Consider the following 13,134-nt stretch of genomic DNA (forward strand, 5'->3'; position numbering starts at 1 on the left):
GACGCCGCTGCGACGATGAGGTCGGGGCGGCGGTCCTGTTGGAGGCCAGGTGAACGAGACGATGGCAAGCAAGGCGTATCTTCCGGCTGGCACGATCACGGCCGAATGGCGTGATTTCCTCGCGCTGACCAAACCGCGCGTGATGACGCTGGTCGTCTTCACGGGCCTGTGCGGGCTGCTGGCCGCGCCGCAGTCCATCCATCCCGTGCTCGGTTTCACGACAGTGCTGTGCATCGCGCTCGGCGCGGGCGCGGCCGGTGCGCTCAATCAATGGTATGAGGCGGATATCGACGCGGTGATGCGGCGCACCGCCGGTCGCCCGCTCCCCGCAGGACGGATGGACCGTCAGTCCGCGCTCCATTTCGGCGTCGGCCTCGGCGCCTTCTCGGTGATCCTGCTCGGCTTGGCGGTGAATCTGCTCTCCGCCGCGATCCTGGCCGCATCGATCCTGTTCTACGTGCTGATCTACACGGTCTGGCTCAAGCGCCGGACGCCGCAGAATATCGTCATAGGCGGTGCCGCCGGTGCTTTCCCTCCGCTGATCGGCTGGGCCGCAGCGACCGGCCGGATCGAGGTGCTGCCGGTCCTGCTCTTCGCCCTCGTCTTCCTATGGACGCCGCCGCACTTCTGGTCGCTCTCGCTGTTCGTCCGCTCGGATTATGCAGCGGCAGGCGTGCCGATGATGTCCGTGGTCGCGGGGCCCAAGGCGACGCGCACCCAGGTCTTCCTCTACACCCTGCCGATGGTCGCGGTCGCGATGGCGCCTTGGGCGCTTGGCCTGACCGGCGCGATCTACGGCGTCTCGGCGCTCGGCCTCAATGCGATCTTCCTGCTGTTCGCCGCGCAAGTCGCGGTCAGCCGCGAGATCGATCCTGCCGCGATGAAGGTGGAACGGCGGTTGTTCGCCTATTCGATACTCTATCTGTTCGCGCTGTTCGGCGTGCTCGTTGCCGATCGGATGATCGGATGAACCCGGACGACAAGCTTTCCGATAGCGAGATTCGCCGCCGGCAGCACTCCCGCGCCACTGCGATGGCGCTGGTACTCGGGGCGCTGGTGATCCTCTTCTTCGCCATCTCGATCGTGAAGATGAGTTGATTCGATGACCGCGCTCGCCCATCGCAATCGCCGCGTCGGCCTGATCGGCTTGCTGATCGTGCTGGCGATGATCGGACTCGGCTTCGCCAGCGTGCCACTCTACCGAATCTTCTGCGAGGCGACCGGATTCGACGGAACGACGCAGCGCGCCAAGAGCGACGATGCGCCGGGCGCTACGGGCCTGATCATCTCGGTGCGTTTCGATGCCAACGTCGCGCCCGGCATGGGTTGGACCTTCGGGCCGGAGCAGGAAACCGAGCGCGTGGCCGTGGGCGCGCGCGAGATGGCGTTCTTCAACGCTATCAACAACACGAATCACCCGATCACGGGCAGCGCCACCTTCAACGTGACGCCCACCCAGGCGGGGCAGTATTTTACCAAGATCCAGTGCTTCTGCTTCACCGAGCAGACGCTGCAGCCGGGGGAGTCGGTGCGCATGCCGGTCGTCTATTATGTCGACCCGGCCTTCGCGACCGACAAGGACACGAAGAATATCCCGGAGATCACGCTTTCCTACACATTCTATCCTGTGGACCAGTCGAAAACGCGCGGCTAGAGATGCCGCGATACAGTTGAGGGGCAGAGAATGGCCGGCGCCAAGAATCACGATTATCACATCCTATCGCCCAGTCCCTGGCCGCTGATCGGATCGCTGTCGGCCGGCGTCATGGCGACCGGCGGCATCATGTGGATGCACAGCGCTGCCTATGGCGGCTGGGTGTTCATCCTTGGCCTGCTCGGCGTTCTCTTCACCATGTACAGCTGGTGGTCGGACGTGATCCGCGAGGCGCATGCCGGCGATCATACCCCGGTCGTCCAGCTTCACCTGCGCTACGGTATGATCCTGTTCATCGCCTCGGAGGTGATGTTCTTCGTCGGCTGGTTCTGGGCGTGGTTCGACTTCTCGCTCTTCCCATCCACCGCCGAAGCAGTCGGCGGCGTCTGGCCGCCCAAGGGCGTCGAGGTGCTCGATCCCTTCGCCTTCCCGCTGCTCAACACGCTGATCCTGCTCTGCTCGGGCACCACCGTCACCTGGGCGCACCATGCGCTGCTGCACGGCGATCGCGAGGGGCTGAAGAAGGGCCTGTGGTGCACCATCCTGCTCGGCCTGCTCTTCTCGTCGATCCAGGCCTATGAATACGCCCATGCGCCCTTCGCCTTCAAAGGGCTGAACTATGGCGCGGCGTTCTTCATGGCGACCGGCTTCCATGGTTTCCACGTCATCGTCGGCACCATCTTCCTGGCGGTGTGCCTGATCCGCGCCTATCGGGGCGATTTCACGCCGAAGCAGCATTTCGGCTTCGAGGCGGCGGCCTGGTACTGGCACTTCGTCGATGTCGTGTGGCTGTTCCTCTTCATCTCCATCTATGTGTGGGGCGGCTGGGGCGCACCGATCCACGCCGGCTGATCGAAGACGATAGAGCCGCGTGGGCCTCTGCGCGGAGCGATACGGGCGGGCCGGGCGATCCAGTGATCGCGCGGCCCGTTCGCTTTGAAAGGGACACGGGCTGGACATCGTCGCATGCCGGAGTAGGGATCGAACATGATCAGCGAGACGATCCGGTGACCGAGGCTCCTCCGCAACCATCGCCACCGGCGATCCTGTCCGGGGTGCGAGGGCTTTGCCCGCGCTGCGGCGCGCAATCGCTCTTTTCCGGCATTCTCGCTTTCGCGCCGCGTTGTCGGGCCTGCGGGCTCGATTACGGCCAGTTCAACGTCGGCGACGGGCCGGCGGCCTTCCTGATCCTGATCGTCGGCGCGATCGTCACGGTGCTGGCGATCACCGTCGAGCTCAGTTTCAGCCCGCCTTGGTGGGTGCATGTTCTGCTCTGGCTGCCGCTGACGTTGGTGCTCACCATGGGCTTGTTACGGATCGGCAAGGGCGTGCTCCTCGCGCTCGAATATAAAAATCGCGCTCGCGAGGGCCGCTTGGTAGAGCCCGACCGGTGAAGCGCATCCCGATCCTGCCGTCGATTGTCGTTCTCGTCGCCGTCGGGATCATGATCGGCCTCGGCATCTGGCAGCTTCAACGCGCGATATGGAAGGAAGGGTTGCTGGCCCGTTATGCCACCGCAAAGGCCCTGCCTACGATGGCATTTCCGAGCGTGCCGGATTCGCGCAGCGAGGAACTGCTGTTCCGCCGGGCCGGCGCCTTCTGCCTCTCGGTCACGAAGTGGAATGCGCGGGCCGGCGAGAACCGGGCTGGCGAGCCCGGCTGGCGCCACCTTGCCGACTGCCGCCGCGGCGGTGCCGAGGGACCGGGGATGCTGGTCGACATGGGCTGGTCCACGACCGCCGATGCGCCCGCTTGGAAGGGCGGCCAGGTGAATGGCGTGATCGCTCCGGACAGCCGGCGCCGGATCATGCTTGTCTCGGACATCGCCGCACCGGGTCTCCAGCCGAGCGCGCCGCCCACTCCGGCGCAGATCCCCAACAACCACCGCGCCTATGCCTGGCAGTGGTTCCTCTTCGCCGCAACCGCGCTGACAATCTATGCGATCGCGCTGCGCCGCCGGATTCGACAACGGTCTAGCTGATGGTCCTGGCGACCGCCTGTCGACCACCAGTCGGTATCGCCCTGCTCCCTTTTCCGCCCAACTCTGAGGCGGACGCTACACATTGTCGCCCATTCAGCCGCGTGCCATAAGCCGCGCGCCGCCGGCCCGAGGCCGGCAGGAAGGGGAGAGATTATGGCGCGGCTCAAGGTCGATGGTGCGATTTTCCGGGGTGGCGCCAATCTCTACGAAGGGGATCTCAGCGACGTGCCGGAGCGGGCCCGCGCCATGGAAGCGCTTGGTTTCGACGGACTGTTCACGCTCGACACCACGGTCGATCCCTTCCTGACGTTGCTCCTCGCCGCAGAGCATAGCAGCCGCGTCGAGTTGATGACCGGTGTCGCCATCGCCTTTGCCCGTTCGCCGATGACGCTGGCGCTCCAGGCGTGGAATCTGCAGCGCTATTCCAGGGGCCGTATGATCCTCGGCCTCGGCTCGCAGGTGAAGGCGCATATCGAGAAGCGCTTCTCCATGCCGTGGGGGCCGCCCGCCGCGAAGATGCGCGAGCTGGTGCTGGCGATCCGCGCGATCTGGGAGTGCTGGGGGCGCGGCGCCAAGCTCGATTTCCGCGGCCATTATTATCAGCACAGCCTGATGACGCCGACCTTCAACCCGGGTCCGAACGATCAGCCCGATCCGAAAATCTATCTCGGCGCACTGGGACCAAAGATGGTCGAGGTTGCGGGCGAAGTAGCCGACGGCCTTTATTCCCATCCGTTCATCACCATCCCGTTCATGCGCGATGTGCAGCTGCCGGCCCTGCGTGAGGGCTTGGCGAAATCCGGCCGTACGCTCGCCGCGTTCGACATGCCGGCGATGATCATGACGATCACTGGCGAGGACGATCGCGCCATCGCCGCGGCGGATCGCGCGATCCGCAAGCTCATCGCCTTTTATGGATCGACACCCGCTTATTTCTCCGTGCTCGAGCATCATGGCTGGCGGGATCTCGGGCCGCGGCTGAATCAGATGTCCAAGCAGGGCGAATGGGACGCGATGACCGGGCTGATTACCGACGAGATCGTCGAAGCCTTCGCGGTGAAGGGGCGGCCGGACGAGATTGCCGACCGGATCGAGGAACGCTGCGAAGGGCTGGTCGACCGGGTGACGCTCTACACGCCTTATGCGCTGTCGGATGCGGTGCTGCCGACGATCGTGACGGGCATCCAGGCGAAAGAGGGGAAACGGGCGTAAGCCTCTGCCTTCCCCTCTTTCATCCTCCCCCGCAGGGGGAGGGGGACCGCGCGTAGCGTGGTGGAGGGGCCTCGCTCACCACCCGCGCATCGCGTGTTGCAGGTGTGAACCCCTCCACCGGCTTCGCCGGTCCCCCTCCCCGTTCCGGGGAGGATGAGGAAGGGGACGCAGCTTTACTCCGCCGCCTCTGCCAGCACCGGATCCGCCGGGCCGATATATCGGCCGGGGAAGAAACCGCTGAACATGCCGTCGTCGAAGGTGGGAACGCCGTTGACCATGGTGAGGCGCATCGGCGCGGGCGCGCGGCTGTAGCGATAGGTGCGGCCGCCCTCGCCATCGGGCACGTCATAGACTTTCACATCCTTGCGCCGCTCGATCTCGGCCAGGTCGAACACCACGATGTCCGCCTGCTTGCCGACCCTGATCTCGCCGCGGTCGGCGAGGCCGAAATGCTCCGCATTCTTGCCGGTGAGGATGTGGATCGCCTCCTCGATCTTCAACTCGCCGAGATCGCGGACATATTTGGTGAGCAGCAGTACGTTGTCGCCGATGCCGCAGAACATCTTGCCATGCGCGCCGCTGTCCGTGTTGACGCCGATCGCGCGCGGATCGCGCAGCAGGGTGCGCATCGTCTCCTCGTGACGATCCCAGTCGGAAAGGCGCAGCGTCGAATGGATGCCGTTGTCGAGCAGCCATTCGGCAAGCGCATCGGACGGATGGTCGATGCCGCGCTCGCGCATATAGGCGGCGAGGTGGACACCTTTCGGCCCGGCGCCGGTCTCGCTCTCGAACAGCTCGATCGTCTCCGGATTGCCGAGCGGCGAATGGGAGAAGGTCTTGCCCCAGCTCTCCCGCGCCCGCGCGCGCCATTCGGGGCTTTCGAGCAGCGCGAACTTCGCCTCCTCCTCCTTCGCCTCGATGATCTCGTTCCAGACATAGTTGTTGGACTGGGCGAAGGTGAGGGAGGAAACGAAGCTGATCACGGTGGTGATCGAATTGACGCCGAAGCTCACCCACATGTCGTCGCGATTGTCCGCCTTGCGCTTCTCGTGCGCGGCGAGCGCGCCGGGAATCATCGGCGCCTGGAACTGCAGGGTCGGCACGCCGCCGGTCACCTGCACGCGTACGCCGGCTTCCTTGGCGAGCGCGGCGATACGCTCGATCGAGGCGGCGCCGGTCATGCGCATGAAATAGTCGACGATCACCTGCACCGTGCGGCCGGGATGGCGCGCGACCACCGCCAGCAGCGCCGCCCATTCGGCGTCGTCCGCTTTCATCGATGGGACCGGCCGGTCCTTCTTATCATGATCGAGCAGGTTGGAGGAGAGGCCGAGCGCGCCCGCCGCCAGCGCATCCTCCAGATGCGCGCACATCGCCTCGATCTCCGCTGGCGTCGCGGCACGATCCCAGGCGTCCATGCCCATCACCGCAAGGCGGATGGCGATATGGCCGACGAAGGCTGCGTAGTTCACCGGCAGCTTCACGTTGCGCTGGAGCGAGGCCTTGTATTCGCTCCACCTGCGCCAGTCCCACGGCAGCAGATCGAGGAAGGGCTTTTGCGGAATATCCTCGAAGAAGGAGAAGATATCGACCATCTCCTTACGTACGACCGGATCGTCGTGGACGGGGGCAGCCGCGAAGCCGCAATTGCCGTTGATCGAGGTGGTGACGCCATAGCCGGGCATCGGCTCCATCGTGGGCATCCACCACATCGGCCCGTCGAAATGATTATGCGTCTCGATGAAGCCGGGCGTGACGTAGCAGCCGCTGGCATCGATCACCCGTTCGCGCCGTCCGGCTTCCAGATCGGCGCCGATCTGCGCGATCACCCCGTTCGCCACGCGCACGTCCGCCTGGAACGGCGCTGCGCCCGTGCCGTCGACGACGGTGCCGCCCTTGATCAGATAGCTTCTCTGCATCGCTCTCTCCTCCGCGCTCGTCTCGCGAGTCGTCCGGGGGAATCTATTATGTGAGACACACCTTGTATATCACGTAGCGTCGGCTTCGCCTGCCCTACTTTGTGGCAGATGGTGGCGGAGGTCCGCGAGGCCATCGGCGAGGAGGCGGGCCAGGGCCTCCATCCGTCCGAAGCAGCGCGAGACCGGGCCGGCGATGGTGAGTGACAGGAGCCGCCCGCCGAGCGGCACCGGCAGGGCGACGCCGAGCAGATCGGGCGAATATTCCGCGATGCTGCGATGATAGCCGCGCGCCGCCGCCGCGGCGATCTCCGCCTCCACCGCCTCGGCGCCGGGCGGTGCGTCGGTGTGCCGTTCGAAGCGGATCTTGCGGTAGAGCGAGTCCCGTTCCCGCCGGCTCATCTGCGTCAGCAGCGCCCGGCCGGTGGCCGTCGCCTGGATGGGCAGACGGTGACCGGGCTGCGCGAAATAGCGGATCGGCTGCGGCGATTCGACGACATGGATGAAAATCGCGGACGTGCCCGCGGGTGCCCCGATCGCGGTCGTCTCGCCGCTCTCGACCGCGATCCGGTCGACTAGCGCGTGCAGCGCATCGGGCAGCGGCTCCGCCTCCGCCGTGGCCCGCGCCATGGCGAGCCAGCGTGGGCTCGGATAATAGCCGCCGCGCGGGGCGGGCTCATAGAGATAGCCGCGATCGGCCAGGGTGCTCACGATGTTGAATGCGCTCGATCGCGGCCAGCCATTGTCGTCGGCAATCTCGGCGATCGTCGCCGGCCGCCGCCGCCGCGCGAAATATTCGACGAGATCGAGGACGTTGGCGGCCTGGCGGTTCAGCATCGGCGATTGCTCAGGGGCAGAGCACGGCGCGGCCGACGAACTTGCCGTCGCGCAGGTCCATCAGCGTCTCATTGGCGCGATCGAGCGGGAAGCGGCTGACGGGGATCGGCTCGATCCTGCCTGCGCGAACCAGATCGATCAGCTCGCGGCATTCCTGCAGCGTGCCCACCAGATTGCCGACGATGCTGATCCCCTTGAGCGGGATCATCGCCAGCGGCCAGGTGGCGATGTTGCCGAACAGGCCGACCAGCACCAGGGTGCCGCCCTTGGTGAGCACGTCGAAGCCGAGCTGCGCGGTCTGCGGGCTGCCGACCAGATCGATCACCGACAGCGGTGCCGATCCCACCGCCTGTTGGACTTGTGCCACTGCGTCGGGCGCGGCACCGTCCACCGCGGCCAGCGCGCCGGCCTCGACCGCCTTGTCCCGCTTCACCGGATCGATATCGACCACCACCGCACCCGCGGCGCTCAGCGCGCGCAGGATCTTGATTGCCATCAGCCCCAGCCCGCCCGCGCCGATCAGCACGACCGGCTGGCGCGCGATCCGGTCGCCGAGCTTGCGGATCGCGCTGTAGGTGGTGACGCCCGAGCAGGCATAGGGCGCGATCTCGGCCGGATCGAGATCGCCGATCGGCAACAGGTAGCGCGCATGCGGCGTGCGCACATAGTCGGCGAAACCGCCGTCGCGGTGCACGCCGATGTTGGATGCCTTCAGGCAGTAATTCTCAAGGCCCTCGCGGCAGACGTCGCAATCGCCGCAGCCGATCCAGGGAAAGACCAGGCAGGTCTCGCCGATCTCGATGCCGTCCGCGTCAGGACCGAGCGCCACCACTTCGCCCACCGTCTCGTGGCCCGGCGTCAGCGGCAGGGTGACACCGCGATCGCGCAGCGAGAGTTTGCGATCATGGCCGAGATCATAGCCGCCCTCCCAGATATGGATGTCGCTATGGCAGACGCCGGCTGCTTTCACCTTCAGGATCACCTCGGCGCCCTGTGGTTCCGGCGTCGGCATCTCGCGCAGCGCCAGCGGTTCGCCGAACTCGAAAATACCATAGGATTTCATGGCGTTCCTCTCCGTTATTTTTCGATCCCTTTTTTGACCGGCGTCAGGATGCGGGCTGCTCGGCTTCCGCCGGCCTGCCCTTCATCAGCGCCGACCGCTTGCAGACCGCCACGATCTCGCCGCGCTGGTTGGTCATGCTGTGTTCGAATTCGACGATACCTTGTCCGGGGCGCGACTTGCTCTCGCGCTTGCCCAGCACGCGCGTGTGGGATTGCAACGTGTCGCCGTGGAAGACCGGCTTCGGGAAGTTGACGTCGGTCATGCCCAGATTGGCGACGGTCGTACCGAAGGTCGTGTCGTAGACCGACATGCCGATCATCATGCCGAGCGTATAGAGGCTGTTGAACAGCCGCTGGCCGAACTCGGTGCCCTCGGAGAAGTGGGCATCGATATGCAGCGGCTGCGGGTTCATCGTCAGCAGGCTGAACATCGTATTGTCCATCTCCGTCACCGTGCGCGTGAATGCATGGTCGAACGACTGGCCGATCTCGAATTCCTCGAAATAAAGTCCGGGCATGGGATCCTCTCGCCTCCGGGATGGGGTCATCCCCTAATTCACGATCGTGACTGGATGAGACAGGATCGTGAATGAATCAATCCGGTCTCTTTCGGATGATGGACAGCGCCGCCGATATTGGCGACGGTGGCCTGCTGGCCGGTTTTACCGGGACCGGGCTCGAAAAAGACAAGGGGGTCGCGCAAGATCGGGAGGATGGGGCTGTGGCTGGCGTCACAGCCGCGCGGCCGTCCTGCGTCTAGGGGCGCTCGCTCGATATTGTGCGCGAAGGCGAGAGGACGGTGATGGCGGGGTGCTATCGATGGTCATTGGGATCGGCGACATTGCTTGTCGGGCTGGTCGCGCCGGATGTGGCGGATGCCGCGCCGGTGCAGCGCGCACAGCCGGTAGCGGGCACGATCATCGCGGCCAAGGGCGGCGAGCAGGCGGCGCTGGTGCCCGATCCGCGCCTGCGCCCAGCGGAGGTGCGACAGGACCTGAAGCCGGGTGACGTGCTGCGCACCAATGCCGCGGGCACGCTGGCCATCGTCTTCGCCGATCAGACGCAGATCCGCCTCGGCCGTAATTCCACCCTGCTGGTGAAGCAGGTGTCCGGCGGCGCGCCTTCGGCGCTCAGCTTGTCCAGCGGTTCGCTCTGGGCGCGCGCGCCGCGCGGGCGCACCCAGCTTTCGATCGAGACGCCGTCGGCCACAGCCGCGATCCGCGGTACGGACTGGGCGATCAGCGCCACCGATCGCGAGACCAGGCTGGAAGTGTTCGACGGGCGCATCGAATTCTTCAATCAGCAGGGCACGCTCTCCGTTGCCGGAGGGCAGGCCGCGGTAGCCGAAATTGGCAAGGCGCCGTCGCGTCTCGTGGTGGTGAATTCGAGGGAGCGGGAGCAGATGCTCTATTATTTTCCGCTCGACGCCGCTTTCTCGATCTTCTCGCCCAGCCCGCTCTCGGCGCGCGCGGCGCGAGCGGAACATGCGCGTCTGATGGCCCTTCCGGCCGAACGGCGCAGCGCGGAGGATTGGCTGATGCTGGTCGAAACAGGCCAGAACGTCGTCCCGCGCGCGCAGGTGCGGGAGGATCTCGCGCGGGCGCGGGCGGCGGGGCTCGATGCCGCGCAGGCGTCACGCGCCGATTTCCTCGAAGGATGGCGGCTCGCCGAGGACCGCCAATGGCCGCAGGCAGTCGCCGCGCTCGACCGTGCCCGTCCGGGTCTTGCCGGCCATCGAGCCGCGGTAGCCGACTATCTGCGCTTTATCGCCGCGCGCCGCGCCGATCCGGACTCCGAGGCGCCACTGCCGCCTTTCGACCGGGATGAACCGGCGGCGTGGCTCGGCCAGGCCTATCTTGCCGCCTATGCCGGCGATCTCGATCGCGCGAAGCGGCTGGCCGCCGAGGCTGCCGCGCGCTTTCCCGAGGATGCGGAGATTGCGAGCATCGAGGGGTCTCTGGGCGTGATGCTGGACGATCGTGCGATGATCGAACGTTCGGTCGCGCGCACGCTCACGCTCGATCCCGATCATCCGGAGGCGCTGCGGCTGCGTGGAAATCTCAAGGCGGCGTTCGCAGGCGATCCCGACGCCGCGCTCGTCGACCTGCGCCGTGCCGCCGCGCTGGCGCCGGCGAACGGCACCGGCTGGTCGGATCTCGGCAATGCGCTGTCGGAACGCAACGCGATGCGTGAGGCATCGGCGGCGATGCGGCAGGCGATCGCCGCCGAGCCGAAGGATCCGCTCGCCCGGGTGAATCATGCGATCGTCCTGCTCGACCAGAATCGGCTGGAAGAGGCGAAGGCGGAACTGGATCGCGCACTGGCGCTGGATCCAGGGCTTTCGGCCGCGCACAGCATGATCGGGCGCTACCATCTCCAGAATGGTGATGCGAAGCGCGCGCTCGACGAGCTTCTGGCTGGATCCGCGGCCGATCCCGCTTATTCGGAGGGGCTCATGCTGCTCGGCGCGGCCTATTATCGCCGCGGCGAATATGCCGTCGCGCTGCAGCAGATCGATGCGGCCGATCGGCTGGATCCGGCCAGTGCCACGCCCGCCCTGATCCGCGCAGCGATCGCGCTCGATCGTTACGATCTCGACACGGCGATCCGGAGCGCGCGCGAAGCGTTGCGCCGCTATCGCGCGAAGGGCGGCATCTACGCCAACCTCTCCGAGAATCGCGGTACCGGCAGCTATGTCGCCGGCGCCTTCCGCTTCCTCGATCTGGGTGACTGGGCCCGCTATTATGGCGATCGGGTGTTCGACAGCTTCACCGCCTCCGCCTATTTCGACCAGTCCAACGACGCGCCGGACGATCCCTTTCTCTCCGCCCAGTCGCCCACCGGGTTCGATCCGCGCACCGGCACGGACACGGTGCTGTCCAGCCTGATGCAGGGCCTGGCGCTGCAGCCGCTCAGCGTCGCTTCGTCGAACCGCTACCTCCAACTGTTCCAGGAACGCTTCTTCGAGGTCGATACGATCGGATCGGTGACGGGCGCCAATGGCGATGCGCGCGGATCGCTCTCGGTCAATGCACTAGGGCTCGCTTTCTCGCCGCTGCCGATCGCCTATTCGATCACCGCCAGCCGTTCGGCCACGCACGGCCCGGCCGGCGACCGCAACGATGCGCGTGACACGTCGCTCACCGCGCTCGTCGGCGCCGAGCTCACACCCTACGACCGGCTCACCCTGTTCGGCCAGCATGACGAGCGTCGCACAGAGGCGCCGGGCGATTTCGGCGATACGCGGCTGGGTGGCTTCGGTCTGGTGCGCCAGCGCAGCGACACGCTGTACGGCGTCTATTCGCATGAGTTTGGCTATCGCCACATGCTGCTCCTCGGCGGCTCCTACGGCACCTCCCTCGTCCGCACGGCCCGGCGCGACGGCCTGCTCTATGCCCCGCCGGTGGAGGCAGTGATCGACGGCAGCGATCGCCAGCGCAGCCGAGCCTGGTCCGCGACGGCCAGTTGGGCCTATGGCTTCAGGGATGTGGATCTGCGCGCGGGTGTCGATCTGGCTGGGGTCAGGCAGCGGGTCGCCAACGCTGTCACCTTGCGCCTCAACGGCACGCCGCTCGCCACCGCGCAGACGGAGGAGAAGATCGCGCGCAGCTTCGATCGCGCGTGGCTCGATCTGCGTGCCACGCCGACCCGCTCGATCATCCTGCAGGGCCGCATCGCGCGCAGCGAGGCGACAGTGGGCCATCGGCTGGACTGGCAGGCCGGCCTCGCGATCGAGCCGGCGGCGGGTCAATGGCTGCGCGGCGCCTATGTCAGCGCCACCCAATTCCCGATTGCCTTCACCCTGGCGCCGCCGCGTGTCGCCGGGCTGGTGCCGAACATGGCGCCGGTTCCGCTGGGCGGGAAGGTGAAAAGCGGCATCGTGCGCTGGGATGCGGAGTGGACGCCGCACCTCTTCACAGCGGTCGAATATCAGCACCAGCATTATCAGGCGATCCGCTTCGATCGGCCCGACATCCTCATGCCGCTCTGCCTCGACGATGCCTGCGTGATCGGCCCGGCGGACTATGATTTCGGCGCCGGCCATAGCGATCGGCTCACCGTTTCGGCGAATATCTGGCTCACCGGCAATTGGGGTCTCAATGCCAGCTATGCGCATAGCCGGTCGGCGCTGGAGGGGCCGTCCGGCGATCGCGGCGCAATCCCCTTCCTGCCGCGCCACTATGCCCGGCTGGGCGTGACCTGGACGGATCCGCGCCGGATCAAGCTCAACGCCAGCCTCGCCTATGTCGGGTCGCGGCGAAGCGAGCAGTTGACCAGCCGCCTCGGCGACTATGTCAGCCTGGATGCCGGCGCGAGCTGGGAATCGCCCGATCGCCGCTTCCAGCTCGATCTCGGCATCACCAATGCGCTGGATGCGCACCCGCGCGTGGCCACGGGCGTACCAGGCTGGGGGCGGGCCGTGACAGCCACGCTGACCACCCGATTTTGAGGCTTCGCGCCCGGGCGACGGC

13 protein-coding genes are annotated in these 13,134 nt (G+C 66.4%); 9 read left to right on the forward strand and 4 right to left on the reverse strand.

Features of this window, described 5'->3' with window-relative positions:
• The first annotated feature begins 61 nt into the window (after positions 1–61).
• The 7 genes from GQY20_RS03590 to GQY20_RS03615 all read left to right on the forward strand — a co-directional run bounded on the left by GQY20_RS03590 (position 62) and on the right by GQY20_RS03615 (position 4,847).
• On the forward strand, positions 62–970 hold the full coding sequence (locus tag GQY20_RS03590) for a heme o synthase (RefSeq protein WP_157215637.1): 909 nt from the start codon (positions 62–64) through the stop codon (positions 968–970).
• Positions 967–1,098, forward strand: coding sequence for a hypothetical protein (locus tag GQY20_RS32775; protein WP_269769717.1), 132 nt, complete (start codon positions 967–969; stop codon positions 1,096–1,098). The genes GQY20_RS03590 and GQY20_RS32775 overlap by 4 nt, the downstream gene beginning before the upstream one ends.
• Positions 1,099–1,102: 4 nt before the next feature.
• Complete coding sequence (locus GQY20_RS03595) at positions 1,103–1,654, forward strand: cytochrome c oxidase assembly protein (protein ID WP_157215638.1); 552 nt, start codon at positions 1,103–1,105, stop codon at positions 1,652–1,654.
• A 30-nt stretch (positions 1,655–1,684) separates the two neighbouring features.
• Positions 1,685–2,506, forward strand: a complete 822-nt coding sequence (locus GQY20_RS03600) for a cytochrome c oxidase subunit 3 (RefSeq protein WP_157215639.1) — start codon at positions 1,685–1,687, stop codon at positions 2,504–2,506.
• Positions 2,507–2,661: 155 nt separating this feature from the next.
• Positions 2,662–3,048, forward strand: coding sequence for a DUF983 domain-containing protein (locus GQY20_RS03605; RefSeq protein ID WP_157215640.1), 387 nt, complete (start codon positions 2,662–2,664; stop codon positions 3,046–3,048).
• Positions 3,045–3,635 carry an SURF1 family protein gene (locus GQY20_RS03610; protein WP_232475871.1) on the forward strand — a complete coding sequence of 197 codons (591 nt, stop codon included), beginning with the start codon at positions 3,045–3,047 and terminating at the stop codon, positions 3,633–3,635. The genes GQY20_RS03605 and GQY20_RS03610 overlap by 4 nt, the downstream gene beginning before the upstream one ends.
• Positions 3,636–3,788: 153 nt before the next feature.
• The gene (locus tag GQY20_RS03615; protein ID WP_157215641.1) at positions 3,789–4,847 is read left to right on the forward strand and encodes a TIGR03617 family F420-dependent LLM class oxidoreductase; all 1,059 of its coding nucleotides are present in this window, start codon (positions 3,789–3,791) and stop codon (positions 4,845–4,847) included.
• Between the two features lie 173 nt (positions 4,848–5,020).
• On the opposite strand, the gene GQY20_RS03620 is transcribed toward GQY20_RS03615, so the two are convergent.
• From GQY20_RS03620 to GQY20_RS03635, 4 genes are all read right to left on the reverse strand, one after another.
• A complete protein-coding gene (locus GQY20_RS03620; RefSeq protein ID WP_157215642.1) occupies positions 5,021–6,766 on the reverse strand; it encodes an N-acyl-D-amino-acid deacylase family protein in 1,746 nt (581 codons plus the stop codon).
• Between the two features lie 69 nt (positions 6,767–6,835).
• Positions 6,836–7,600 (reverse strand): IclR family transcriptional regulator, encoded by a 765-nt coding sequence (locus GQY20_RS03625; RefSeq protein WP_157215643.1) that lies wholly within the window; start codon positions 7,598–7,600, stop codon positions 6,836–6,838.
• A gap of 10 nt (positions 7,601–7,610) precedes the next feature.
• On the reverse strand, positions 7,611–8,663 hold the full coding sequence (locus GQY20_RS03630) for an alcohol dehydrogenase (RefSeq protein WP_157215644.1): 1,053 nt from the start codon (positions 8,661–8,663) through the stop codon (positions 7,611–7,613).
• 43 nt (positions 8,664–8,706) lie between these two features.
• Positions 8,707–9,180 (reverse strand): MaoC family dehydratase, encoded by a 474-nt coding sequence (locus GQY20_RS03635; RefSeq protein WP_157215645.1) that lies wholly within the window; start codon positions 9,178–9,180, stop codon positions 8,707–8,709.
• 71 nt (positions 9,181–9,251) lie between these two features.
• On the opposite strand from GQY20_RS03635, the gene GQY20_RS03640 reads away from it, so the two are divergent.
• The gene (locus tag GQY20_RS03640) at positions 9,252–9,422 is read left to right on the forward strand and encodes a hypothetical protein (RefSeq protein ID WP_157215646.1); all 171 of its coding nucleotides are present in this window, start codon (positions 9,252–9,254) and stop codon (positions 9,420–9,422) included.
• 42 nt (positions 9,423–9,464) lie between these two features.
• Positions 9,465–13,112: a FecR domain-containing protein gene (locus GQY20_RS03645; RefSeq protein WP_157215647.1), complete on the forward strand. Its 3,648-nt coding sequence runs from the start codon at positions 9,465–9,467 to the stop codon at positions 13,110–13,112.
• The last annotated feature ends 22 nt before the right edge of the window (positions 13,113–13,134 follow it).

It is taken from the genome of Flavisphingomonas formosensis, assembly GCF_009755815.1.
Lineage (GTDB): Bacteria > Pseudomonadota > Alphaproteobacteria > Sphingomonadales > Sphingomonadaceae > Flavisphingomonas > Flavisphingomonas formosensis.